Source organism: Microbispora rosea (assembly GCF_900156315.1).
GTDB lineage: Bacteria > Actinomycetota > Actinomycetes > Streptosporangiales > Streptosporangiaceae > Microbispora > Microbispora rosea.
Window position 1 is genome coordinate 308,665 of record NZ_FTNI01000005.1, and the last position, 24,554, is coordinate 333,218.

General features: G+C 70.1%; 25 protein-coding genes and 1 pseudogene. 12 read left to right on the forward strand and 14 right to left on the reverse strand.

Annotated features, from left to right (window positions below; genetic code table 11):
- Positions 1-69: 69 nt before the first annotated feature.
- Positions 70-1,485, reverse strand: a complete 1,416-nt coding sequence (locus BXA11_RS10240; RefSeq protein WP_076434281.1) for a serine hydrolase domain-containing protein — start codon at positions 1,483-1,485, stop codon at positions 70-72.
- A 110-nt stretch (positions 1,486-1,595) separates the two neighbouring features.
- Between BXA11_RS10240 and BXA11_RS10245 the strand changes: the two genes are divergently transcribed.
- Positions 1,596-2,744 carry a sensor histidine kinase gene (locus BXA11_RS10245; protein WP_239105206.1) on the forward strand — a complete coding sequence of 383 codons (1,149 nt, stop codon included), beginning with the start codon at positions 1,596-1,598 and terminating at the stop codon, positions 2,742-2,744.
- A complete protein-coding gene (locus BXA11_RS10250; protein WP_076434282.1) occupies positions 2,735-3,379 on the forward strand; it encodes a response regulator in 645 nt (214 codons plus the stop codon). The genes BXA11_RS10245 and BXA11_RS10250 overlap by 10 nt, the downstream gene beginning before the upstream one ends.
- Positions 3,380-3,457: 78 nt before the next feature.
- Here the strand turns inward: BXA11_RS10250 and BXA11_RS10255 are convergent, their stop codons facing one another.
- Positions 3,458-4,342, reverse strand: coding sequence for a sigma-70 family RNA polymerase sigma factor (locus tag BXA11_RS10255; protein WP_076434283.1), 885 nt, complete (start codon positions 4,340-4,342; stop codon positions 3,458-3,460).
- 83 nt (positions 4,343-4,425) lie between these two features.
- Between BXA11_RS10255 and BXA11_RS10260 the strand changes: the two genes are divergently transcribed.
- The 4 genes from BXA11_RS10260 (at position 4,426) to BXA11_RS10285 (ending at position 8,972) form a co-directional block, all read left to right on the forward strand.
- Positions 4,426-4,875 (forward strand): carboxymuconolactone decarboxylase family protein, encoded by a 450-nt coding sequence (locus tag BXA11_RS10260; protein ID WP_076434284.1) that lies wholly within the window; start codon positions 4,426-4,428, stop codon positions 4,873-4,875.
- A gap of 314 nt (positions 4,876-5,189) precedes the next feature.
- A complete protein-coding gene (locus BXA11_RS10265; protein WP_030512415.1) occupies positions 5,190-6,230 on the forward strand; it encodes a LacI family DNA-binding transcriptional regulator in 1,041 nt (346 codons plus the stop codon).
- 294 nt (positions 6,231-6,524) lie between these two features.
- Positions 6,525-8,006, forward strand: coding sequence for a cellulose binding domain-containing protein (locus BXA11_RS41230; RefSeq protein ID WP_083744110.1), 1,482 nt, complete (start codon positions 6,525-6,527; stop codon positions 8,004-8,006).
- Positions 8,007-8,210: 204 nt separating this feature from the next.
- Complete coding sequence (locus BXA11_RS10285; protein WP_076434285.1) at positions 8,211-8,972, forward strand: phytanoyl-CoA dioxygenase family protein; 762 nt, start codon at positions 8,211-8,213, stop codon at positions 8,970-8,972.
- A 63-nt stretch (positions 8,973-9,035) separates the two neighbouring features.
- Here BXA11_RS10285 and BXA11_RS10290 read toward each other — a convergent pair whose 3' ends face one another.
- Positions 9,036-9,473 (reverse strand): MerR family transcriptional regulator, encoded by a 438-nt coding sequence (locus tag BXA11_RS10290; RefSeq protein ID WP_076434286.1) that lies wholly within the window; start codon positions 9,471-9,473, stop codon positions 9,036-9,038.
- A 70-nt stretch (positions 9,474-9,543) separates the two neighbouring features.
- Between BXA11_RS10290 and BXA11_RS10295 the strand changes: the two genes are divergently transcribed.
- Complete coding sequence (locus tag BXA11_RS10295; protein WP_239105207.1) at positions 9,544-10,209, forward strand: class I SAM-dependent methyltransferase; 666 nt, start codon at positions 9,544-9,546, stop codon at positions 10,207-10,209.
- A 39-nt stretch (positions 10,210-10,248) separates the two neighbouring features.
- Here the strand turns inward: BXA11_RS10295 and rox are convergent, their stop codons facing one another.
- Complete coding sequence (gene rox / locus BXA11_RS10300; protein WP_204053936.1) at positions 10,249-11,673, reverse strand: rifampin monooxygenase; 1,425 nt, start codon at positions 11,671-11,673, stop codon at positions 10,249-10,251.
- Between the two features lie 356 nt (positions 11,674-12,029).
- Between rox and BXA11_RS10305 the strand changes: the two genes are divergently transcribed.
- A complete protein-coding gene (locus tag BXA11_RS10305; protein ID WP_030512421.1) occupies positions 12,030-12,209 on the forward strand; it encodes a hypothetical protein in 180 nt (59 codons plus the stop codon).
- 15 nt (positions 12,210-12,224) lie between these two features.
- Here BXA11_RS10305 and BXA11_RS43875 read toward each other — a convergent pair whose 3' ends face one another.
- Positions 12,225-12,404 (reverse strand): hypothetical protein, encoded by a 180-nt coding sequence (locus tag BXA11_RS43875; RefSeq protein WP_076434289.1) that lies wholly within the window; start codon positions 12,402-12,404, stop codon positions 12,225-12,227.
- Positions 12,405-12,667: 263 nt separating this feature from the next.
- On the opposite strand from BXA11_RS43875, the gene BXA11_RS10315 reads away from it, so the two are divergent.
- Positions 12,668-13,171 (forward strand): DUF4158 domain-containing protein, encoded by a 504-nt coding sequence (locus BXA11_RS10315; RefSeq protein ID WP_076434290.1) that lies wholly within the window; start codon positions 12,668-12,670, stop codon positions 13,169-13,171.
- Positions 13,172-13,202: 31 nt separating this feature from the next.
- On the opposite strand, the gene BXA11_RS10320 is transcribed toward BXA11_RS10315, so the two are convergent.
- The 4 genes and pseudogenes from BXA11_RS10320 to BXA11_RS44440 form a co-directional block, all read right to left on the reverse strand.
- Positions 13,203-13,862 (reverse strand): recombinase family protein, encoded by a 660-nt coding sequence (locus BXA11_RS10320; RefSeq protein ID WP_159454756.1) that lies wholly within the window; start codon positions 13,860-13,862, stop codon positions 13,203-13,205.
- Between the two features lie 224 nt (positions 13,863-14,086).
- On the reverse strand, positions 14,087-14,779 hold the full coding sequence (locus tag BXA11_RS10325; protein ID WP_076434291.1) for a hypothetical protein: 693 nt from the start codon (positions 14,777-14,779) through the stop codon (positions 14,087-14,089).
- Positions 14,780-14,899: 120 nt separating this feature from the next.
- Positions 14,900-15,004, reverse strand: a pseudogene (locus tag BXA11_RS45720) (RICIN domain-containing protein); the annotation flags it as partial.
- A gap of 109 nt (positions 15,005-15,113) precedes the next feature.
- On the reverse strand, positions 15,114-15,752 hold the full coding sequence (locus BXA11_RS44440; protein WP_076434292.1) for a hypothetical protein: 639 nt from the start codon (positions 15,750-15,752) through the stop codon (positions 15,114-15,116).
- Between the two features lie 133 nt (positions 15,753-15,885).
- Here BXA11_RS44440 and BXA11_RS10340 point away from each other — a divergent pair, with 133 nt between their 5' ends.
- Together BXA11_RS10340 and BXA11_RS10345 are read left to right on the forward strand one after the other, a co-directional pair.
- Entirely contained in the window at positions 15,886-17,886 is a 2,001-nt protein-coding gene (locus BXA11_RS10340; protein ID WP_076434293.1) for a sensor histidine kinase, read from the forward strand.
- Positions 17,874-18,521: a response regulator transcription factor gene (locus BXA11_RS10345; protein WP_076434294.1), complete on the forward strand. Its 648-nt coding sequence runs from the start codon at positions 17,874-17,876 to the stop codon at positions 18,519-18,521. Before BXA11_RS10340 ends, BXA11_RS10345 begins: the two co-directional genes overlap by 13 nt.
- A 182-nt stretch (positions 18,522-18,703) precedes the next feature.
- Here BXA11_RS10345 and BXA11_RS10350 read toward each other — a convergent pair whose 3' ends face one another.
- The 5 genes from BXA11_RS10350 to BXA11_RS44445 form a co-directional block, all read right to left on the reverse strand.
- Complete coding sequence (locus tag BXA11_RS10350; RefSeq protein ID WP_083744112.1) at positions 18,704-19,351, reverse strand: LLM class flavin-dependent oxidoreductase; 648 nt, start codon at positions 19,349-19,351, stop codon at positions 18,704-18,706.
- Between the two features lie 100 nt (positions 19,352-19,451).
- A complete protein-coding gene (locus BXA11_RS10355; RefSeq protein ID WP_076434295.1) occupies positions 19,452-19,784 on the reverse strand; it encodes an ArsR/SmtB family transcription factor in 333 nt (110 codons plus the stop codon).
- Between the two features lie 58 nt (positions 19,785-19,842).
- On the reverse strand, positions 19,843-21,045 hold the full coding sequence (locus BXA11_RS10360; RefSeq protein ID WP_239105208.1) for a L,D-transpeptidase: 1,203 nt from the start codon (positions 21,043-21,045) through the stop codon (positions 19,843-19,845).
- Between the two features lie 171 nt (positions 21,046-21,216).
- Positions 21,217-22,041, reverse strand: a complete 825-nt coding sequence (locus tag BXA11_RS10365) for an isocitrate lyase/PEP mutase family protein (RefSeq protein ID WP_083744113.1) — start codon at positions 22,039-22,041, stop codon at positions 21,217-21,219.
- Entirely contained in the window at positions 22,038-23,108 is a 1,071-nt protein-coding gene (locus BXA11_RS44445) for a cytochrome P450 (RefSeq protein WP_076434296.1), read from the reverse strand. The genes BXA11_RS10365 and BXA11_RS44445 overlap by 4 nt, the downstream gene beginning before the upstream one ends.
- A gap of 312 nt (positions 23,109-23,420) precedes the next feature.
- On the opposite strand from BXA11_RS44445, the gene BXA11_RS10375 reads away from it, so the two are divergent.
- Positions 23,421-24,515 carry a hypothetical protein gene (locus tag BXA11_RS10375; protein ID WP_143734177.1) on the forward strand — a complete coding sequence of 365 codons (1,095 nt, stop codon included), beginning with the start codon at positions 23,421-23,423 and terminating at the stop codon, positions 24,513-24,515.
- The last annotated feature ends 39 nt before the right edge of the window (positions 24,516-24,554 follow it).

Genomic DNA, 24,554 nt, shown 5'->3' on the forward strand with positions numbered 1-24,554 from the left:
GTGACCCGGAGACGTACCTGCCCTCTGATCGAGCAGAACCGCGACCAGATGATCTCGCCACGGCACGCTTCATTGCCGTCGTAGACGTGCTGTGCCCCAGAGGCGCGCGGTGACCACCGTGAGGCCCGCGGCCGAGGCCGTCACCAGCCAGACCATGAACGTCGGGTAGAGGTAGACCACCTGGATCCACCTGATGTCACCGCCCCGAAGAAGCACGCGCATCACTGGGACGATCATGATGCACAGTGCGAGCGGGCCCAGGTAGGGCAGCAGCCGCCACCGCCGCCACGCCCCGGAGGTGGCGGCCCAGCGCCGGGAGCGGGCCACGCCGCGAACGGCCAGCCCGGCGGTCGCCAGGGTCAGGAGGGTGAACAGGATGTCGGTGACAAGGTAGGGCGGCGAGGAGGGAATCTGGGGTGCGCCTCCCTCGATCATGGCGACTATGCCGTCCATGAGGGCGTCGGCGTCGCCGTAGGCCGTTCCGGTGTTCGCCATGACCGCGACGCCGTACCCCGGCTCCGGCATCAGCAGTTGAGCGGCGGTGGAGGTGAACAGATCGCCGTCGTGCTCGATGACGGGGGTGCCGCGTTCCGTCGTGCCGATCATCCAGCCGAGGGCGTACTCCTGGTTCTGCTCCGAAGGCGTGCGCATCTCCTTGATGCTTTCGCGGGAGAGGATGCCGTTGTTCTGCGCGATCAGCCATCGAGCCATGTCGTTGGCGGTGCTGAGGACACCGCCGGACCCATTGCCGAACCCGGCCGGCTCCGGCACGGCGACGGCCCGGCCGAGGAGGACCAGATGGCCGCGGGCGCTGCCGGGCAGGTCACGATCGGTGTCAACGGTCTTGCTGTTGCCCATCCCGAGCGGCGTGAAGACGTGCGCGTGGAGGTATGCCGCGAACGGCTCGCCGCTCACCACTTCGACGAGCCGCGCAGCGACCTGGTAGTTGGTGTTGTGATAGCTGAAAGCGGTTCCCGGCGGTGTGGCGAGCTTGGCCGTCTTGAGTCGTGCCACGGCACCTTCGAGCGTGCCGGGCTGAGGCAGGCTCTTCTCGTGGAAGGCCGAGTCGGCCATGCCGGAGGTCTGGTTGAGCAACTGCCGTAGGGTGATCTTCGCGGCCCGGGGGTCGGCCATCGTGAACTCGGGCAGGTAGCGGCACACCGGCTGGTCGAGGGCGACCTTGCCCTTCTCGACCAGCTGCATGACGGCCAAGGCGGTGAAGGACTTGCTGACCGAGGCCATCGCCATGGGGGTGTCGGCTGTGACGCGCTCGCCGGTGGCGGTCTTGCCGTATCCGTTGGCGTGGATGACTTTCCCCCCTTTCGTGATCGCCACCTCGACGCCCGGCAGGCCCGTCGCCGCCCGGTATCGCTCGACGTAGGCGTCGACCGACGCGGGAATCGACCCGGAGGCCAACGCGGAGGCCGACGCGGATATGACGGGGACAAAGGCGAGACAGATTGCTACAAGGGTGGTTCTGAGCACCTGACGAAGCTACGGAGGTCCCTCACCGTCCACCATTGTGGGAACCCTCCGCGTCCTTTACGGGAAACCGCTATGAGCGCTCAGGTGGTGTGATGCCTAGACTGCGGGCCGTGTCAGGTCGGCGTGGTGCGCACAGTCTGGTGGGACTTCTGGCGGGAGCGGTCCTCGGCGTGGTCGAGCTGGTGTTCCTCTGCGTGGCCGGGCCGCTCCACCTCATCCCGGCGATGCGGCGCCCCTGCGACCGGATCGCGAAACGGCTGCTGTCACTCGAACGGGCACGGCTCGCCACATGGCTGGGGCATCGGACGGCCCCAGCCGGTCGCGGGTACGGCTTTCTCGCTGTGCGGGCCACAGTAGGAGTGGTGGCAGGGTACGGCGTGCTCGCCGGATTGTTCCTCAGCGGCCTGCTCATATTCGGAGGGATGTGGGACCTGCTCACCGGCGAAAGCGAGTCCGTACCGGTCGACTTCCCCGGTGTGAAGGTGATCAGCAACAGCGGTGTCGTAGGGCTGCTGATCGGCGGATTCGTACTCGTGCTGACTCAGGCCGGAGCGCTTGCCGCCGCTGCCACGGAGCGTTTGCTCGCCGACCGGCTCCTCGGGCCGAGCAGCCAGGAGCGGATGCGCCGGCGCATCGCCGAGCTCACCGCCACCAGGTCCGACATCGTCCGCGCCGTGGACGAGGAGCGCCGCAGGATCGAGCGGGACCTGCACGACGGCGTCCAGCAGCGAGGGATCGCGCTGGCCATGCTGATCGGCCGCGCCCAGCACGCTGCCGACCCGGCCAAGGCCGGCGAGTTGGTCGCCCAGGCCTACACCGAGTCACGCCGGCTCCTGGACGAGCTGCGCAGCGTGGCCTGGCGGATTTACCCGACCGCGCTCGACGATCTGGGGCTGCGTGCCGCGCTCTCCGGCGTCGCCGAGCAGTCCAGCGTCCCCGTAACCGTGCGTTACCTGCTGGGCGAACGGCCCGTCTCCGAGATCGAGACTGCCCTGTACTTCATCGTTCGCGAGGCGATCAGCAACGCGATCAAGCATGCGGGCGCACGTGACATCCTGGTCGCCGTGGAGGAGGACGAGCAGACCGTGAGCGTGGCGGTCTCCGATGACGGCACGGGTGGCGCCGACCCCTCCGGCGGAGGGCTGTCCGGTCTCGCCAGGCGCGTCCGGGCGCTGGACGGGTCGTTCACCGTCGACAGCCCGCCGGGCGGGCCCACCAGGGTCGCGGCCACGCTGCCCAAGGAGGTCCCGTGCGGGTGATCCTGGCCGACGACTCGGTACTGCTCCGCGAAGGGCTGACGCGGCTGCTCGCCGACGCCGGGCATGAGACCGTGGCCGCCGTCGGCGACGCGCAGGCGCTCCTGAACGCGATCGATGAACATCCGCCCGACGTGGCGGTGATCGACGTACGCATGCCACCGACTCACACCGACGAAGGACTCCGCGCGGCGCTGGAGATCCGCAGGCGCCACTCGGGCGTCGGCGTGCTCGTACTGTCCCAGTACGTGGAGAAGACCTACGCCGCCAGGCTCCTCGCGGGCGATGCCGAAGGGCTGGGCTACCTGCTCAAAGACCGCGTCACGGAGGTGGCCGACTTCCTCGACGCGCTGGAGCGGATACGCGCGGGCGGCACGGCCTTCGACCCCGAAGTGGTCCGCCAACTGCTCACTCGTACCGTCCACGCCGACCCGCTGAGCACGCTGAGTCCGCGCGAGACAGAAGTGCTGCGGCACCTCGCCCAGGGCTACATCAACACGGTGATCGCCGAACGCCTGCACGTTTCGCTGAGCACTGTCGAAAAGCACATCCACTCGCTCATGGACAAGCTGGAGTTGCCGCGCGATCCCGGCTACAGTCGCCGGGTGCTGGCCATCCTGCGCTACCTCGACAATTGACCGCCGAGCGTTACAGGCGTACAAGGGCGGCACATCACCCAGCTACTGGGTGGGCGCGGAGGCGATTTCGGCGGCGACTCACTCCGGCTCGGGCAGGTCCATCGCCGCGAGCCTGGCCGGGTCGGCCACGACCGAGATGTCGCTGATCCGGCCGTCGACGATGGTGAACGCCATGACCGACAGCGGAGCGCCGTCCTCTCGCCACGACACGTACCCGGGCAGGCCGTTGACGAGCACCGCCCGGCCTCGCACGGCCGAGCCGGCGGCCACACGGCTCTGTGCGCCGGTGGCGACCTCGGTGGCGCCGAGGATGACGACCACACCATGGGGGAGGTCGGCGGTCAGCTTCACCCCGGGGTCGAGCACGCGCAGCAACTCCTCGAAGTCGCCGCGGCGCGCCGCGGAAAGGAACGCCTGAACCACCTCGCGCTGCTCTCGCCCGGCGCCCGTCGGGTGTTCGGCCGCCTGCACCTTCCTACGGGCGCGGCTGGCGAGCATCTTGGCGGCGGCGGTGGACTTGCCGAGGATCTGGCCGATCTCGTCGAACGAGACCGCGAACAGGTCGTGCAGCACGAACGCCAGCCGCTCGCTCGGCCCGAGCGACTCCAGGACGACAAGGAGCGCGAGCCCGACCGAGTCGGCGAGCGCGACGTCGTCCTCGGGCGCCGGGCCGTCGTCGACGGTCACGACGAGCTCGGGCAGCCGGTCGTCGTAGGACGCCTCGGAACGGGCCTGACGTGACCGCAGGACGTCGAGGCTGATCCGGCCGACCACCGTGGTCAGCCAGCCGGCGAAGTTGTGGATGGTGGCCGTGTCCTGGCGGGACAGCCGCAGCCAGGCCTCCTGGACCACGTCCTCGGCGTCGGCGTGCGACCCGAGCATGCGGTAGGCGACCGCGCGCAGCCGGTCGCGCTGGGCTTCGAACGCCTCGGCCACCGGGTCCGCGGGGCTGGTGTCGGACATGTTTGTTACCTTCCTCGGATCTGCTCCGTCATGGGGATGACGGGCCCGGAGGGGCCGAGGTAACCGATGAAGGAGCAACACCGATGGAAGCACGCCTGAAGAGCCCGGCGAACCCCGACGTGACCACGGCAGTCCAGCACCTCTACAAGGCGATTCACGCCGGTGGCGTCGACCCGCGCGTCCTCGAACTGGTCCACCTGCGCGCCAGCCAGATCAACGGCTGCAGCCCGTGCGTGTTCGCCGGGGTCGCGTCGGCGAAGAAGCACGGAGAGACCGACGAGCGGCTGCACAGCGTGGTGGCGTGGCGCGAGACGCCCTTCTTCACCGAGGCGGAACGGGCGGCACTCGCGTTGACCGAGGCCGCCACCCGCATCCAGGACGGCTCGCCGGGTGTGACCGACGAGATCTGGGAGGCCGCCGCCGCCCACTTCGACGACGGGCAGCTGTCCGCGATCATCCTGAACGTCGCGATGACCAACTTCTTCAACCGGATCAACCGCGCCGTCCGGCAACAGGCCGGCAAGACCTGGTGAGCCGGGCGGGGCGTCATCAGGTGCTGACCGCGTGTCCGCGCGGTCACGGGATGACGCCCCGCGGCCCCGAGTCCGACGGAGGTGCCGCGCAGGTCGTCGGTGAAAGGTGATGTTGCGGGTCACGGAGGCCTTGCAGGCATAGGTGGTCACGGCCCGCGACAGCGGGAAGCCGCCGTACGCGAGGCCATGGCGGGTGCGGCAGATGCACGTTCGCGAACACCCACGAGAAAGTATTTCGTGCAGCTCATAGCGGTATTTCTGGCGAATGATTCTGTAATTTTCATGGCGGCTTTCATGCTTCGTAGAATCTCGGTGTGACCGCTACCCCCCACGACCCGTACGCGGCGCCGCGTCCCCGCCCGGAGGTCACGCTGGCGCACATCGCGAAGCTGGCCGGCGTGTCCGCCCCGACCGTCTCCAAAGTGATCAACGGCCATCCCGGCGTGGCCGCCGGAACCCGCCGCAAGGTCGAGGAACTGGTCCAGGAGCACGGCTGGCGGCGCCGGCCGGACGCCGTCGACTCCAGCGCGGTGGTGGAGGTCGTCTTCGAATCGCTCGACAGCCTGTGGGCGCTGGAGCTGATCCGGGGCATGGACGAGGTCGTCCAGGACCGCGGCATGATCCTCGGCCTGACGGACATGCGCGGCCGGCGCTCCCCGCACTCGGGCTGGATCGACCAGGTGCTGGCCCGCCGGCCGGTCGGGGTGATCGCGGTCTCGGCCGATCTCAGTGAACGCCAGCGGGCCCGGCTGGCCAGCCGCTCCATCCCGCTGGTCGCCCTGGACCCGCGCGGCGAGCCCGACCACGACGTCCCCTCGGTGGGAGCCACCAACTGGAACGGCGGCCTGGCCGCCACCCGCCACCTGCTGGAGCTGGGCCACCGCAGGATCGCCATGATCAACGGGCCGGACACGCTGATGTGCTGCCGGGCCCGCCTGGACGGCTACCGGGCAGCGCTGGACTCGGCCGGCATCCCGGCCGATCCCGGCCTGGTGTGCACCGGCCCGCTGTATGTGGAGGGCGGCCGCACCCAGGCCCAGGCGCTGCTGGCGCTCCCGGATCCGCCGACCGCGATCTTCGCCGCCAACGATCTGCAGGCCCTGGGGGTCTACCAGGCCGCCCACCGGGCCGGGCTGCGCGTTCCCGAGGACCTGAGCGTCGTCGGGTTCGACGACCTGCCCCTGGCGCAGTGGGCGGACCCGCCGATGACCACCGTGCGCCAGCCCTTGCAGAAGATGGGCACCGCCGCCGCCGAGATGGTGCTGGCCCTGGCCTCCCGAGGAGCCCCGGTCGAGGAGCGGGTGGAGCTGGCCACCCGGCTACACGTGCGCTCCAGCACCGCTCCCCTCGTCTGACCCAGGTTCACCTGCCGTCCGGCCCTCCAGGGCAGGCACAGGAACGAGTGTTTCGTGGAACTTTCAGAAGCATTCATTCCATTATCCGGTTTCACCTGCGGAAACATTTGCCGCCACTCGCCTGGGGTGTTCGGCGTGTAGCCCTCTGTTTCACCATTTGGGCACGCGAGCTCTCGCCGATCAGACCCGAAGCGCCGACGAGCAGCCGACGGCGCGAGTGGCGCAGGCCGATGGACCTGAGCGCCCGGATCTCCGTGTGACCGGCTCGGATCGCGCCAAATCCATGGAGGACATATGAAACATCGGATCGAGTTCGGGCGCCTCCGAACGATGGCCGTCTTCGTCGCCGGTCTCCTTGTGTGCGCGGCGCTGACCATCTCCCCGCAGGCCGCCGCCGCGGACGCCTCAACCAAGTACCTCGGCGTGTTCCGTGAGACGAGCCCCTCCCAGATCCTCTCGGGAACCGTCAGCCGGTACGGGGTCACCCCCGCGAGCGTGGAGTGGTTCGACAGCTGGGCCACCGGCAACGCCTTCAACGCGGCCGAGGCCAGGGCCCTGTGGAACCAGGGCGTCATGACGCACTTCACCTGGGAACCGTGGAACCCGGCTCTCGGCGTGAGCGACTCCAACCAGATCCACCTCCAGGACATCGTCAACGGAAAGTGGGACAGCTACATCAGGGCCCGCGGCGCGGAGTTCGCATCGGTCGGCGCGCCGATCATGGTCCGCTGGGGACATGAGTTCAACGGCGACTGGTACCCCTGGGGCATCGTCAACAACGGCAGCAACCCGGCTCTGTACATAAGCGCCTACCGGCGGGTGCACGATCTGGTCGTCGCCGCCGGCGCCACCAACGTCCAGTGGGTGTGGTGCTTCAACAACAGCTCCACCCCCAACTCCTCCTTCAACGACCCCGGGCAGTCCTACCCCGGTGACGCCTACGTCGACTGGGTCGGCATCGACGGCTACAACTGGGGCCTCGGCCCGTCCTGGGACCCGTCCGGCAACTACTGGACGAGCTTCGACTCGATGTTCTCCAGCGCCTACGCCAAGGCGCGCGCCGTCGCCCCGAAGCGCCCGGTGATGATCGGCGAGGTCGGCTCCAGCGAGGACGGCGGCAACAAGGCCCAGTGGATCAACGACATGGCGTCCGTCCTGCAGTCGGGCCGCTACCCCGACCTGAAGAACGTCGTCTACTTCGACCAGGACAAGGAGGAGCGGTGGTCGGGCACCTCGTCGTCGGCCGTCCAGACCGCTTTCACCTCGTGGGTCAACCAGACCTACATGAGGGGGACGGGAACCGACCTGGCCAAGGTGGCCGCGGAGTACAAGGGAACGTCGCCGAGCCCCTCACCATCGCCGAGCCCCTCACCTTCGCCGTCCCCGAGCCCGTCGCCCTCAGCCTCACCGTCTTCGAGCCCCTCGCCATCCCCGAGTCCCTCACCGTCGGCTTCGCCTTCGGCGAGCCCGTCGCCGGTCGGCGGCGCGTGCTCGGCCACCTACACGACGATCAGCTCATGGCCCGGCGGATTCCAGGGCGAGGTGACGGTGCGCGCCGGGACCTCGGGGATCAACGGCTGGACGGCGCGCTGGACCTTGGCCGGCGGGCAGACGATCACCCAGCTCTGGAACGGCACCTTGAGTATCAGCGGTTCCGCGGTGACGGTGAAGAACATGAGCTGGAACGGCTCGCTGGGCGCGAACGCCTCCGCCACGTTCGGGTTCCTCGCCAACGGATCACCGGCATCGCCGGCGGTCACCTGCAGCAGCCCGTGACCTGACGAATGCCTCATCGCGTCGGAAAGCCACCCCGTTTTCTCGCGTCCGGAGGCCGCCGCGTTCCGTCGCGCTGACCCCGGTCGCCTGTATCGACGCCTCACCCGCCGCGGAACGTCGCGCCGCCGGGTGCCCGGACCGCGGCGGGTGAGGCGCCGGATAAATCGATCGACACCCGGCGCCGGAGCTCGCTACCGTCCGGCCATGGCCGTTTTCACCGACGCTGACCTCGACCGCTTCGTCACCGAGGGCTTCCTCAAGGTCGAGGAGGCGTTCCCCCGCGAGACCGGGGACCGGATCAGGGATCTGCTGTGGCGGCAGATCGGACTGTCCCCCGACCGGCCGGAGGACTGGACACAGCCGGTGGTGTGGGCCGCCCCCGACCCCGCCGGGCAGGGCCCGTTCGGGGAGGCGATGCGCGGCCCGCGTCTTGCCGAGGCGCTGGACCTCGTCGCGGGCAAGGGCGGGTGGGTGCCGCGCGGCACCATCGGCAACACGCCGGTCCGCTTCCCCCACCTCTCCGACGCCGGGGACACCGGCTGGCACATCGACCAGAACGACCCCGGCCCGGCCGGCGCCTGGGGGACCGTCGCCCTCGCGTCCCACACGATGCTCGTGCTGGTGTTGCTGTCCGAGGTCGGTCCCGACGACGCGCCCACCCGCGTCAGGGTCGGCTCCCACCTCGACACCGTCCGCGTCCTGGAGCCGCATGGCGCGCAGGGGCTGGAGTTCTTCGCCTCCGGCCCGGTGCTGGACGAGGCGACCGCGCACCGGCCCGAGGCCCTCGCCACGGGACTGCCCGGCGACGTCTACCTGTGTCATCCGCACCTCGTCCACGCCGCTCAGCCCCATCGCGGCACCCGGCCTCGTTTCATGTCCCAGATTCCGTTCTTCCTGACCGAGCCGCTGACCTCCGGCGACGCCACCCCCCTCGCGCGGGCCGTACGGCTCGGGCTCGACGGCTGACCGGAGCGGCTCGGGCCGCTCCCAGCAACTCTCGGCGGCTCTCGGCGGCTCTCGGCGGCGAGGTCAGCGCGAGTGGATCTCTTCGTGAGCCTCTTCGAGGGAACGCCCCTCCAGGACCGCCGCGACCCCGCTGGCGAAGTTGGAGCACTCGAGGATGTCCTCGTGGGGGCAGGCCAAGCCGTGGGCGATGGCGGTGCGGGCCACCTGAGCCCGGGCGATCCGTTGATCCAGCTCGGCGAGCTTGCGGTGGTACAGCTCCCGCCAACCGTCGCCGGCCGGCGACCGGGACGCGACGAACGTCTTGACCTCGCGCAGCGTTAAACCGACATCCCGCAGCATCAAGACCACACCGACCAGCCCGACCGCCGAGGGCGGATAACGCCGTTGGCCCGAGACCCGGGCCGGCTCCGGCAGCAGGCCGAGCTCCTCCCAGTAGCGCAGAGCGGAGGTGGCCACACCTGTGCGGCGCGCCAGCTCACCGATCGTCAACTGCTCGTCCATTGACTTCAAGCGTACTTGAAGCCGTTGACTGGCGATCATGCGAACAGCGGGTGCGTCTCTCAAGCAACGCGTGATCAGATACCTGGTGGGCCAGGCCCATCACCCCCGGGGCGTCGTCGGGTGGGCGAACGGCTGGATGTTCGCCCACCGCCCCTCCAACCGGAAGCGCAACATCTGGGCGGTGTCGCTGCTGGACGTGCAGCCTGCCGACCGGGTGCTCGAGGTCGGCTTCGGTCCCGGCATCGCCATCGCCGAGTGCGCCGCCCGCGCCGTTCGGGGCCACGTCTTCGGCGTCGACCACTCGCAGACGATGGTCCGGCGGGCCGCCCGTCGCAACGCCGCCGCCATCCGCGCCGGCCGCGTCCATCTCGCGCACGCCACCGTGGAGCGGCTGCCGAGCTTCGGCGATCCGCTCGATGCGATCCTCGCGGTCAACTCCGTGGGGTTCTGGCCGGACCCGGTGGAGCGGCTTCGCGAGCTGCGCCGCCTGCTCCGGCCCGGGGGACGCATCGCGCTCGTCAGCCAGCCGCGCTGCCCTCCTGCCGCCCGGAACGGTGCCACCCAGAACCGTGCCACCAGGAACCGTGCGACCCGGGACACCACGGCCCGGGCCGCCCAAGAGCTTCAGGACCTGCTCACCCGGGCCGGCTTCACCCGCCTGCGGGTTGAGACCCTCGACCTCGACCCGCCCGTAGCCTGTGTCCTCGCCGCCGATGCGACCGGAGTGCCGTCATGACCGCGCAGGACACGCGAGATCACCGGTGCCTGGGCGAAGTCAGCCGGCGGGCGTGCCGAACCAGCGGGAGAGGTGGGCGTCCAGGTCCTGCTGATCGTCGCCGATCCAGGCGACGTGGCCGTCGGGGCGTAGCAGGACGCACGGAACATCCAGCGCCGCGGTGGGATCCGCGAGATAGTCGACCCGGTCCGACCAGCCGCCGGCGGTCAGGCGTTCGGTGCGGTCCAGCAGCAGGCCGCGGCCGCGATGCAGCAGATCGTAGAGGCGGCCCTGTTTCACGTCGATGTCGCGCAGGCGGCGGCCGAGCAGGTCGGGGCCGTCGCCGAAGTCGTAGCGGATGCCGATCGCGGTGATCTTCTCGATGAGATGGCGGTTCACCACGTCGAAGTCCATCAGTTCGCTGAGCAGCCTGCGTACGGCCTGCGGGCCCGGTTCGGCGGACAGCAGTTCCCTCTGGGCGCGGGTGTTGTCCAGCACGTCCTCGGCGACCGGACGGCGTTCGGCCTGGTAGGTGTCCAGCAGTGTGCCCGGCGCCCAGTCGCGGATCTGCGCGGCCAGTTTCCAGCCGAGGTTGACCGCGTCCTGAACGCCGAGGTTGAGGCCCTGTCCGCCGATGGGCGGATGGATGTGCGCCGCGTCGCCGGCCAGCAGCACTCGCCCGGCTCGATAACGTTCGGCCAACCGGGTGGCGTCCCCGAAGCGGGACAACCAGCGCGCGGAGTGCACGCCGAAATCGGTTCCGGCGATGGCGCGCAGCGCGTGTTTGAAATCCTCGAGGGTGGGCGGTTCCGCACGATCGACGACTCCCACGGCGGGGACGACGACGCTGTGGACCCCACCCCCGAAGGGCCTCAGCCAGAACGGCTTGTGGGTCTCGTTGATCTCGGTCACCTTGGCGGTGATCTCCTCCTGCGGCACACCCACTTCCATCTCGCCCATCAGCGTCTCGGTGCGCGAGGGCTCGCCGGGGAAGCCGACGCCGAGCAGTTTGCGCACCGTGCTGCGCGCGCCGTCACAGCCGACGAGATAGCGCGTACGCAGCCTTTCCCCGTCGGCCAGCTCGACGGTCACGCCCTCGTCGTCCTGCTCGAAACCGGTCACCGCGCAACCACGCCGCACCTGCGCGCCCAGTTCGGTCGCATGTTCCTCAAGCAGGCGTTCGATGACCGGCTGCGGGATGCCCAGCAGATAGGCGTGCGCGGAGTCCAGCCCCTTGGGCGCGGGTTTGTCGATGGCGGCGAAGAAACCGCCGGCCGGACGCCGTCTTCCATGCGGGAGAACGCGCTCCAGCAGCCCGCGCATCGCCATCAGCTCGAGACTGCGAATGTGCAGACCGACGATGCGGACGAACGACTTGGGCTCGGTCTCCTTCTCCACGACGAGCACCCGCACGTCGTGCAGCCGCAGTTCGGCGGCCAGCATCGCGCCGGTCGGCCCGCACCCGGCAATGATCACGTCGAACACGGGTTCGCGATCGGCGTCGGTGGCGGGTGCCCGGACAACTGCGGGGACCTCACCCACGGTGAAGTCGCGATCGGCCATGTCGTTCGACGACGGCTCGGCGGTGAACTGAGAACGCATAGGTGTTGCCTTTCGGGAGTGCCTTGATGGCTGGGCGCTCCCGGCGACACCTACGTCAATCGCCCGGCCGTGACGGGAAGGGGGAGCACCCACGTCGATGCAGCGTTCATGGGTCTCACCTCCTCGGCCGGTGTCACGGTGGACCGCACGCTACAAGCCCGAGCGTGATCTCGTCCAATCCTTTTTCCGGCCCTCCCGTCACCAGATGGGCCGAGCGACGCGAGTAGTAGTCTGCGTTCATGTTCCACCGCAAACCCCTCGAAGAGCGCATCGCCGAGCGCGTCGCCAAGCGGCCTCCGCTGAAGGAGGGCAAGCACTTCGAGCACCGGCCCGCGCTGATCGTGTTCTGCGTGGTCATCGCGCTCGTCGCGCTGAAGATCGTGGGCGCTTTCGCCCTCATGAAGTGGGGCGTCCAGTAGGACCGCGGTTTCCCCTCACGTCGTGCGGCGGACGCCGGCCCCCTGGGGGAGCAGCGCGTCGCCGAGCATCCGCCAGTAGGGCATCGCGGAGCGCCCCGGTTCAACTCCGATGACCTGGATCGCGACGTGGTCGGCGCCGGCGTCGCGCTGGGCGCCGAGCTTGGCCACGATCGTGTCGAGGTCGCCCCAGAACACGAGGTCGTCGACGAGGCGATCGCTGCCGCCGCCCGTGATCTCCTCGTCCGGGTAGCCCAGCCGCCGGAACTTGGCGATGTTGTACGGCGAGTTCAGGTAGGGGTGCAGGTGCTCCCGAAGCTGACCCCAGCCCCAAAGTAGCTGTGTGTGTGATCACGATTGCGGTTCGTGGTCGTCACGGGTGAGTGAATGAGGCTGGTTGGTCGGAGTTTCTGCTTGATCATGTTCGTGTTGCAGACGGTCGTGCGAAGGGAGCGGCGGGGATGCGTCGAGATTGGGAGCCGGAGGAGCTGATTGCGGCCTGGACGCTGCTGGAGGGCGACTGGGAGCTGGTGGGGAACAAGAGGGGCGCGACGCGGCTGGGCTTTGGCGTGTTGCTGAAGTTCTTCGAGCTGGAGGGCCGGTTCCCTCGGCATTCAGGTGAGGTGCCCAAGGCCGCCGTCGACTACGTGGCGGGGCAGGTGAAGGTCGATCCGGCGCTGTTCACCGAGTACCGGTGGTCGGGGTCGACGATCGAGTACCACCGAGCGCAGGTGCGGGAGGCTCTGGAGTTCCGGGAGTCGACCCGGGCCGATGAGGAGGTGCTGGCCGAGTGGCTGGCGACCAAGATCTGCCCGATGGTGTTCACCGACCAGGGCCTGCGGTCGGCGGGATCCCGCCTGGCAGGAGAAGATGACCGACGCCGACAGGCGAGGACTTTCGCCGCTGTTTTGGTCCAACGCCAACCTGTACGGCACCATCGACATCGACATGGGTCGCCGTCTTGACCTCGACCTGGTCGCCTGACCTTCCCGTCGATCACGCCAACGGCCGAGGCGGGACGCCCTGGCCGGGTAGCAGGTCGGCCAGGGCGGTTCGCACGGCCGCCCGGCTTACGCCATGAGCCCGTGCCAGGGCCGCGATCGAGGTGCCCTCGTGGAAGGCCGCCCGCACGTCCTCGCGCCGGTCACCGTCCAGCGCGGGCGGCCGGCCGCGGTAGCGGCCTTCGGCCTCGGCGGCGGCGATCCCCTCAACGGTGAGCTCGTTCTGGATGCCACGTTGGAACTGGCCGACTGCGGTGATCACGTTGATGGTGACGGCGGTGGTGGCGTCGGTGGCGGCGAGGTCGTGGAAGTTCGACAGCGGCCCGGACAGGACGCGCAGGGCGACGCCGCGGGCTTGGCACCAGTTGCGGACGGCGTGGATGTCGAGCAGGTCGCGGCAGAGCCGGAACAGCTCCGAGACCGTCAGGGTGTCGCCGGGGTGCGCCTTGGCGGCGATCTTGCCGAACGCGGGCCGGTCGAGGGCAGGGATCTTGGAGGTGGTGGCGGGGTCCTCGAAGAGGAGGACGCCGTCGGCAGGGCTGAACCCCTCGGCGACGCCTTCGGTGCGCACGAGAAGGCCGGCCTCGGTGAGGATGTGGCGCTGCCGCAGCAGGGACTGGGTCGCCGTGGAGACGCGGGAGTAGACGATCTGCACCGGGTTCTCCTCGGGAAGGACGGGAGCCCGATTTTCCTGTCGGAAAATCCTGTCGTCAATTCGGGTGCGGAACCGGCCATCCGACGTCACGGTTCGTCACTCGATGTCCGGTTTTCGAGAGGGCTTGCGGGACCCAATCAGAGGGTGTCGGGAAACCATCTAATCCCAACACCCTGGGCTGCGACTTGGCTTGATGGCGCGAGTTGCTCGGCGGTAGAGCCGCCTCACACGTTGGAGCACTTCTTCCAGTGGATCGGTACCTGCATCGACCATGGACCGGAGTTCTCGCGCACCTGCACATAGGCGCTGTACGGCTTGGCGAACGTGCCCCCGCCGCACAGCGGGTTGCCGGTGTCGAGGCTGTAGTTGCCTCCGGGGTCCTTGCCGGCCCCTGTGTACGCAATCTTGTTCCAGACAATCGCGCCTTCGGCCACGATCTTGACGCTGATTCGCGCGCCGAGGGTGAGGTAGTAGCCACGGACGCCGACCGTGTAGTACGACGACTCGTTCGTGGTGGAGCAGGAGCCGCCGTCGCAGCTCGTCGAGTCGGGATCGTGCCTGGTCCTGGTCATGATCAGCCAGGCGAGCCGATATGGCGCGAGGTCGTTGTCCTGGTACGCCTGGGTGCGCGAGCTCGGGACCACGCACCTGTGGTCGCCGGCGTAGGCCTCCCGCCAGACGAATCCCTGGGTGCAGGCGTGCCAGGCGCCCGTGGCGTTCTCGCGGGCGGTGCGGTCGCGAACGGCCGGGGTGACGCACACGTGGTCGCTGTTCTGGGCGCCGCGCCAGACGTACCCGGTCCTGCAGGTGTCGGGCGATGCCCCCGTCCTCGACGCCATGGCGGGCGATGCGTCGATCGCCGTCACCGCCAGTAATCCGGCGGCGGTGAGTCCCAGGGCCTTGGTCCATCTCTTCATGGTTTGTCCTCCGCTGTGTCGTGCGTGGGTGATCACATAGAGCGTTTGGGGGGCGACCTGCCTGCGCCCCTGCGCTTCGACGCTCCTCGGGCGTGTTTCCTCGACCGGCCAAGCTCAAGATCACGGGGTTCGCAGGCGCCAGATTTGGTTGGAGCGATCGGAGCAGGTGGCCTGCAGGACGTTGGCGCCGTGGGCGCGGCTGGCGTCCTGGACGTCCAGGCACTTGCCGCTGTGCTCGGCTAGATGACGGGTTCGGCTGCAGCCGGCGAGGCGGCGAGCGCGGGAACCAGCGTGGTGGCAGCGGCCAGGAGGAGCAGGCCGCGCTTCATGAGATTCATGGGATTTCCTTCCGGTTGAGCATCGTGATGACGGGGATGGAGCCGGCGATGCGCAGGGCGGCGATGGGGACGGCCAGAGCCGGCACGTCGAGGACCATCGCGGCGGGAAAGAGACCGCCCAGGCCGACGGCCGCCGCCGCCCAGCCCGGGATGGCGCGGGAGCGCCACAGGGACAGCGCCTGCAGCGCGGAGCCGACGATGAAGAGCGGGAAGAGCAGCAGCGGGAGCAGCGGTGGGCTGTCCAGCCGCCCCGCCAGCTGATCGAGGCCGCCGTGGTCGGGCAGGCCGTTCATCAGCACCAGCGGGACACTGAGCATGGCGTTGCCGAACATCGCCGTCAGGCCCAGGAAGCCGCAGACCAGCCCGGTGGCGGCCAGCCGGGAGGACCGGCGGGCGGCCAACGCCAGCACCACGGCCGAGCCGAACAGGAACGGGAAAGCGAGCGCGGCGAGGTTGAACGACAGCAGCGCCAGGCCGTGGTCGGCGTCGATGACCTGATAGTCGGGCCTGTCGCCGTTCCAGAGATCCGGCAGGCTGGCCAGGGCCAGCCCGATCAGGGCCGGCCCGGCGATGAGGCTGGCCGTAGCCAGCAGCGTGCCCATCGGGCGGCGGGTCGTGGTGGTGAGTGCGTTCATGGGATAGACGATGGCCTCGGCGACGTGTCGCGGTCCTGGGTGGCGGCCCTGCGGTTGGCTCCGGGTTTTCCCGGAGACGATCGGCGGGTTGCCCCCTTGTGGCAGATGGCGGCCGCAGGCGACGATCGCCTACGTGGAAACTCGCGGCGAGGTCCTGCGGGCGGCCGGCTGGATCGTCGGCGTGTCTGCGGGGTTGTCAGGACTGCTCGGCCCGGTGCTGGCCCGGGCCTGGGATCCGACCTCGTTCGTCGGCATCGTGAGCGGATCCGGGGCATGCGTGCTCGGCGCGGTCATCGTGGACCGCAGGCCCGCCAACCGCGCCGCCTGGGGCTTCCTGGCAGGCGGGGTCCTGATCGTCGCCTTCAGCCTCTGCTACAGCTGGGCCGCCGGCCAGGTCCGCGCAGGGAACGTCGGCTCGCAGGTCGGCACGGTCGCGGCGATCGGAGAGATCGTCGGGACGCTGGCCGGGGCGTCGCTGCCGCTGTTTCAGTTCCTGTTCCCGGACGGGCGGCTGCCCTCGCGCCGCTGGCGGCCGGTGTTCGCGCTGTATCTGGCCGGATGGCTGGGCGGCGCGGTGGCGGTCGCGGTGGCGCTGTGGCCGCACCGGGTGGCGGCGATCGTCGCCGACAACGGTCCGGTCGACATCGCCATCCCGGCCGAGCTGGACGGGCCGCTGCGGGTGATCGCGGCGAGCGAGGCGTTCGCCGCCGTCGCGATGCTGGCCGGGGTGGTGTCGTTGGTGGTACGGCTGCGCGGGACCCGCGGCCACGAGCGTGCCCAGCTGCGGCTGTCGTTGTGGGGGGTAGTGCTGACCGCCTCGCTGATCGCCGCCACCGCGGCGCTCGCGCAGGCGGGTCTGGCCGGCGCGGAAACCGTCACGTCGCTGGTCGCGCCGATCCCGTTCCTGGTCGCCGTGACCGTAGCGATGCGCCGGCATCGGCTCTTCGACGTCGACCGGCTGGTCGGCCAGACCATCACCTACGCGGTCATCACGGCGCTGCTCGTGGGGCTGTACGCGGCCGTCGCGATCGGCGCGGGAGCACTCGCCGCGCTGCTCGGCATCGGCTCGAGCTGGGCCGTGGCCGCCGCCACGCTGGCCGTGGCTACCGCGTTCCGTCCGCTGCTGCGCGCCGTACGCGCCCTGGTCGACCGCCACTTCGACCGGCGAACCTGGCTGGCCGTGCGCGCCATCGACCAGTTCACCCACGACCTGCGCGCGGGAACCGCCTCACCCGCCGACCTGCTGGCGGCGCTGCGCCGCGCCGTGGACGATCCGACCGCCACGATCGCCTACCTCGACGGTGACGGAATCATCGAGCTGGACGGCACGCCGAGCAGGCCAGGACCGCCGCGGCTGCGGCGCGAGGTTTCCGCGGGCGGCGCGCCCGTCGCACTCGTCGACCTTGACCAGCGCCTCGCCGACGAACCCCGGCTGGTCGACGCCGCGCTGACCGCGGCCGCCCTGCCGCTGGAGAACGCGGCGCTGCACGCCCGCGCCGCCGTACGGCTAGCCGAGGTGACCGCCTCGCGCAACCGCATCGTGCAAGCCGACGACAGCAACCGGCGCCGCATCGAACGCGACCTGCACGACGGCCCGCAGCAGCGGCTGGTCGCGCTAGCCCTACGGCTACGGATCGCAGAACGCGACCTCGCCCCCACCAACCGTCGGACCGCCGCTGTCCTCGGCGAGGCCGTGGCCGAACTGCGCGCCGCCGTGGACGAGCTGCGCGAACTGACCCGCAGCATCCTGCCCCCAGTCCTGGCCGACGAGGGACTGGCCGTGGCCCTGCGCACCGTCACCGCCCGCCTGCCGATCCCCGTTACCCTCGACATCACCCAGCAGCGCCTGCCCGACGTCGTCGAGGCCACCGCCTGGTTCTTCACCTGCGAAGCCCTGACCAACGCCGTCAAGCACGCCGCCGCCACCCAGCTGTCGATCACCATCACCCGCCACCCGGACGACACCGTGGGTGTCGAGGTTCGTGACGACGGGAACGGCGGGGCCGTCCTCGCGCCCGGCGGCGGGTTGCAGGGCCTGGCCGATCGCGTCGCTGCCGTCAACGGCACCATGCGTGTCGACAGCCGGCCAGGACACGGCACCATCCTGCGAGCGGAGTTGCCATGCGCGTCGTGATCGCCGACGACAGCGCCCTGCTCCGTGAGGGCATCGCGCACCTGCTGGCCAGCGCGGGCCATACCGTCGCCGCCACCGCGGGCACGGCCGACGAACTCCTGGCGCGGGTCGCCGAGCACCAGCCCGACGTCGCCATCGTCGACATCCGGATGCCGCCCACCCACACCGACGAAGGCCTGCGGGCGGCCACGATCCTCCGCGAGCGGTACCCGCACCTGGGCATCCTGCTGCTGTCGCAGTGGGTACACGCCGGACGCGCACTCGACCTATTCCGCACTGGCGGCACCGCGCTGGGATACCTGCTCAAGGACCGCGTCACCGACATCGACGACTTCCTGGACGCGATCCGTCGCATCGCCCGCGGCGGCTGCGTCCTCGACCCCGACGTCATCGCCGCCCTACTCCCCGCCGCGCCGGGCAAGGATCCCCTGGATCACCTGACCGGCAGGGAACGGCAGGTCCTGGCCCTGATGGCGGAGGGCCGCAGCAACGCGGCCATCGCCGAGCGCCTCTACCTCGGCCGCAAGACGGTCGAGACGCACGTGAACGCCATCTTCACCAAGCTGGGGCTGGAGCCCGCCGCCGACGACAACCGCCGCGTACGCGCCGTCCTAGCCTGGCTCCAAACCCCATAGGGATGCAGCTCACGTAGGTCGAAAAAGGGGCAGCGAGAGCGGTGGTCTCCTGCGGACGGCGTCTACGAAGGAATCCCTCCACGGCAACTGCCCTGCCGACGAGCGCCAACCACCGCGGAGTAATTCACGCCACCAAGCCATCGAAGTCACACCCTAGGCCAGGGACTGCGGCGCAATCAGACCTACCTTGGGGCTGGGGCCACCTTTGGGAGTGGAGGGCCGAGCGGCCGCGCGGGGCCTGGCGGGTCGGTCTCGAACAGCACCGCGTGCTCGACGCCCAGGAACGCGTCCGGTCCGAGGATCTCCCGCGCTCGCGCGGTGTGCTCCACCGTGACGTGGTAGGTGAGGGCGCCGGCGGAGCGGTCACGGGCCAGTTCGAGCATCTTGGGCCCGTACGCCGCCAGGATGCGGCGCATCGGCGTCCGCGGCAGCGGGTTGGACGTCCGCACCGCGTCCATGTCGTCGAGATATGCGGCCATCGCCGCCAGCGGCGTGACTCCCGGCCTCGGGGCGCCGCCGAAGCCCAGGCCGAGCACGTGCCGTCCGGGGTAGGCGTCGGCCAGGAGCAGTGCGGCGCCGTACGCCCACGGGGCCTCGCGCGACCAGATCCGCGCGATGCCGTTGACGACGGCGATCCGCCGGGTGCAGGAGAGCAGGTAACCGGCGTGCGTGAACGCCTCACGCCCCGCCAGCTCCGGGATCCAGAACGCAGGCCATCCCCGATCCTCCAGTTCCTGGATCGATTCGCGCATCAGCGCGGCGGGCTGGTGCTCGAAGTCGAAGGTGTAGACGCCGAACCTGCCCAGGTTCAGGCCGTCGAGGTCGCCCATCGGTGTCTCCTCGTGCTCGTCTCCGATCTATATATCGAAGTATCGCAGATTTTCGATATGAACCCCAATGCGAGAGCGGGCGTCATGCGACGTCGTGGTTCTAGAGCGTCTCCCCCAGGGAGGCGACGAGCCGGGCGATGCGCTCCTCGTCGCGCTTGTAGTGGGTCCACTTGCCCACCCGCGTGCCCTTCACCAGGCCCGCCCGCTGCAGCTCGGCCATGTACGCGGACACCGTCGACTGCGCGAGCCCCGCCCTGGCCTGGATGTGGCTCACGCACACGCCGACCTCGGCCGGGTCGGCGATCGCTTCGTGCAGCGGGAAGTGACGCTCGGGCTCACGCAGCCACATCAGCAGCTGCAACCGCATCGGGTTCGACAGCGCACGCAACGCCTCGACCAGCTCGGGATCCGGTGAGGTCACGCTCTCCACCATGAGCCCAGGCTACAGCTCCCCCACCCATATTTCGGAATTCCTCGATGCGAGCGAGGGATCACGATTCGAGTGCGCTGCCCTGCTGCCACTTGCTGAACGGCATCTGCCAGAAGCCCCAGCCGTTGTTCCACTCCAGGATCCGGCTGGTACCGACGATCTTGACGACGTCTCCCCGGTGGAAGTTGTCGTAGAACCACTTGGCCTGGGAGGGGCTGGCGTTGACGCAGCCGTGGCTCACGTTGGCCCGGCCCTGGGAGCCCACCGACCAGGGCGCGCTGTGGACGTACTCGCCGCTGTTGGAGATGCGCACCGCGTGGTTGACGATCTCCTTGTAGTAGCCGGGGTCGCCCTCCTTCTTGCCCGGAGAGATCATCGTGACCGGGTTGCCGCGTTCCATGGTCAAGTGGACGCCGCTGGTGGTCGTGTACTCGCGGGTGGTCGCCATGCCGGCACTGATCTTCATGGTCTGCACGACCTTGCCGTCGCGCCGGACCACCATCATGTGGGTCTTGGTGCTGACCGAGCTGATCCAGGCGGCGCCGATCTTGATGGTCGTGCTGTGGTCCTCCATGCCGTAGGTGTCCGGCCCGGCCTTCACGCCGGTCAGGTGCGCGGTGAACTTCACCTTCTGGTGCGCGGGCCAGTACTTGGCGGTCCGGTAGATGACGTACTTGTCGTCGATCCACCGCCACGCGCCCTTGACCGGCTTCTCCGCGTCCACCTCAAGAGCCTGCTCCACGGCGGCCTTGTCCTGCACCGGCGCGTTGAACCTGACCATGATCGGCATGCCGACGCCGACGGTCTCCCCCTTGATGCCGGGGGTGACGTCCACGACCTCCAGCCCGACCTTGGGCTTGAGAGTGGTGAAGCGGCTGGTCGCGGCCGCCGGGCCGCCCTTGCCGGTGGCCTTCGCCGACACGGTGTACTTGGCGGAGGGCTTCAGCGGTTCCTTGGAGGTCCACTTGGTGTGCGTGGAGTCGAACTCGCCCTCGACCGTCTCGTCGCCCGCCTGGACGGTGACCTCTTCCAGCTCGCCGTCGGCGGCCGTGACGACCACGGTCTTGTCGGGACGCACCTTCGCGCTGCCCGTCGCCGGGCTGATCGTGATCTTCGGTGCCGGTACGGCGGGCGCGGCGTCGCCGGAGTCCCCGCCCGTCGAGCCTGGCGTGCCCGATCCGCCGGAGCATGCCGACAGAGTCGCGGCCAGCGCCACGGCGACTCCGGCGATCGGCCACCTCGAACGACTTCCAGTGCTCAGCACAACTACTCCCCCATGAGCGCGAAGGGCACTATAAGACCTTATTCGGGGTTGCCTCCTATGTTGGCATTTTCTCCTGCGCTTAGGTCACATTTCGGTCGCTTCTCCGACGGGCTCGTCTCTGTAGACGGTAAGGTGCAGGTCAAGACTGATCAAGTGGCAAGTCAGCGCCCGTCATATGAGGGCCTGCACGTCCTCGTACGAGGGAAGGCCGGCGGGGATCTGCCCGCCCGAGGCGACCGCCCGCGCGGTCTCGGCCACGGCGTGCAGAGCGGCCCGCAGCAGCAACGAGCCGGTGCTGATCCGGCGCACGCCCAGCGCGGCCAGACCCGCGACGGTGTGGCGGCCGGGCAGGAACAGCACGTTGAGCGGCAGATCGACCGCGTCCACCAGCGCCCGTACGTCGTCGCCGTCGGCGACCCCGGGGACGAACACGCCGTCGGCTCCGGCCTCGGCGAGGGCCCGCAGCCGGCCGACGGTCGTGGCCAGGTCCCCGGCCCCAAGCCAGTAGGTGTCGGTGCGGGCGTTGACGAACAGGCCCGGAGCCTTCGCCTTGACCGCCGCGATCGTCTCGCACCGCTCGCCGAGATCCGCCAGCGTCCCGCCCGGCCGGCCGTCCTCGATGTTGACGCCTGCCACGCCGAGCGCGGCCAGCTCGGCGGCGATCTCGGCCACCCCCTCCGGCGTGTCCGCGAAGCCGCCCTCGATGTCCACCGACACCGGGCAGGGCAGCCCGGCCAGCCGCCGGGCCAGCGCGAGCGTCTCCTCCGCGGTGTCACCGGTCGCGTCGGGCTTGCCCGCCGCCGCGGCGACGCCGAGGCTCGTGGTCCCGATCGCGGCGAACCCCGCGGCGGCCAGGACGGCCGCCGAGGCGTAATCCCAGGCGTTGGGCAGCACCAGCGGCTGCTTCGCATAGTGCAGAGCACGGAAATCAGACTGGTGCAGAGCACGGAATTCAGACTCGTGTAGCGCGCGGAACGTCTCGCCGTGGGTGCTCATCGGGGTCCTTTCGTGGTGTGGGTGCCCTCAAGGTGGAGGCTGGCGGGCACGCGCAGGTTCGGCGACGGCTCGTACGGGATCTCGGGGTCGGCGAGGCGGTGTGTGAGAGCGGCCTCCACGACGCCCGCCGCCAGGGCGAGCGCGGCCCGCTCACCGGGGCAGGGCCTGATCCCGCTGCCGAAGCCCAGGTGCCCGCCGCTTCCGCCAGGGGCCTGCTGGCAAGGGCCAGAGTCGAAGCGCTCGGAGTCGAAACGGCCGGGGTCGAAACGGTGCGGGTCGGGGAAGACCTCGGGGTCCCGGTTGGCCGCCGCCAGGTCCAGCACGAGGACGGCCCCCGCGGGCACGGGGACTCCTCCGGCTGCGGCGTCCTCGGCCGCCACCCGGCGCGTGAGCCGTACGGGCGGGTCCCACCGCAGGGTCTCGGCGAGCAGCGCCTCGACCGGCCACCGTACGGACAGGTCGGCGGGCAGGCGGGCCACGACGGCGAGGGTGTTGCCCACCAGGCCGGCGGTGGCGTCACACGCCTGGATCAGTGCCCCGGCCACCGCGGCCAGCAGGCCGGGTTCGAGCCCCTCCCCCTCGCCCAGCGCGTCCGCCAGCACGGCCACCGCCGCGTCCCCGGCGGACGCCGCACCGGGCGCGGGCGGGAGGTGGTAGGCGGCGGCCATGGCCGTCACCGCGGCGGCCACCTCCTCCCGCCGGTCCTCCGGGACGCCGAGCCGGGTGGCGAGGACGCCGACCGGGACGCGGCGGGCGATCCTGGCCATCACGTCCACCCGGGAGCCGCCCGCCAGTTCGGCTCCGGCCTGCTCGCGGGCCTCGCGGCGCAGCCGTACGGGGTCGAGGGCGTCGAGCAACCCCTCGGCGCGCGCGCGGCGGCAGGCGTGCTCGGCCCCGTTGCTGAACCTGCTGACCGCCCCCCGCAGCCACGCCATCCCCGTGCCGGGTTGCGCGGCGGGGGCGGCGGGGACGGCGGGGACGAGGAAGCGGGGGTCGGCGAGCACGGCGCGCACGTCCGCGTGCCGGGTGAGCCGCCGTTCCAGAACGGCGGGCGGATCGGCTGTCATCGGTGGCCGGGGACGCGTGGAGGCCCGCCCCCTTCCCCCTTTCTGTGGTGGTCGTCTCTCCGGCAGGCTAGGGCCGTGATCCTTCGGCAACCGTCGAAAGATGAACGTTTCACGCCTAAATGGCGATGTACGACATGTGGGCCTTTGGGCCTTCTCAAAGATCGGTCCGCGGGTTATCACAGGGCGGAAGGGTGATCGTGAACTCCGCGCCCTTCTAGAACGTTCCACGGCTCCACGAACGGGCACCACCCGCCGGCAACCCGGCGTCGACATCTCGTACGCCCACTGGGCACCACCGCGATGGAGGACGGCATGCGCTTGTTACGCTCCGTGTTCACCCGATTACTTCTACTGTGTGCGACGGTCGCCGCGGGCGCCGCCGCCGGGACGGGGACCGCGAACGCGGCGGTTCCCGACGCGTGGGGCTTCGCCTACGTCGACACCAGCTCCGGCGTGCCGAACCTGTCCTACCAGGCGGGCAGCTGGACATCCGGTGCGGTCTCCGTCACGCCCGGCGTTCCCGGGGAGTACTTCGTGCGGTTCCCGCAGATCGGGGTCCCCTCCGGCGGCGGGATCGCGCACGTGACGGCGATCTCGCAGTCGGCCGAGTGGTGCCAGATCGAGAAGTGGGGCCAGGTCGGCACCGACGAGATGGTGGCGGTGCGGTGCTACCGGTTCGGCGGCGGCCCGGCCAAGGCGCTGTTCTCCATCGTCTTCGGCAGCAGCAGCGGGGCGCTGTTCTCGGCGGCGCAGGCGTTCGGCTACGTCTTCTGGAACGGCAGCTCCATCGCCTCCGGCTACAACTCCTCGCTCGCGGCGAACTCCGTCTTCCACAACGCCACCGGCGACTGGACCGTCTGGCTGCCCGGTCTCGGCTCCTCGGTGCAGGCGGGGAACATCCAGGTCACCGCGGTCGACTCGGGTCAGCCGGCGCGCTGCAAGGTGGGCGCCTGGAGCTGGGCGACGTCCGGGCAGAAGATCCAGGTGCTGTGCCACGACGCCACCGTCAACCCACTCGACACCGGCTGGACCCTCACCTACCAGCGCGAGCGGGCCATCACCGGAGCGTTCGCGCCGCCGAAGCTGTTCGCCTACACCTTCGACAACACCCCGGCCAACCCCGGGCCGTACGCGCCGGTGCCCCCCGCGATCAACTTCAACTACCCCGGCGCGGTCAACACGGTCCAGTCGGCCGGGACCGGCCTGCGTCTCGTGACCTTCCCCAAGGTCGGGGCGCTGCCCAACAACGTGCAGGTCACGGCGTACGGCCCCGGACCGGGGTTCTGCAACCTGCTCACCCTGTGGACGACCTCGGGGTCGACCACCTACGTCCGTGACGTCGCGTGCTACAACGCCACCACCAGGGTCAACCAGGCGTCGTTCGTGACCTACACCTCGATGTACTGACGACCGGCGGCAGGGGCGGGCGCGCCGGCCGGGACACGA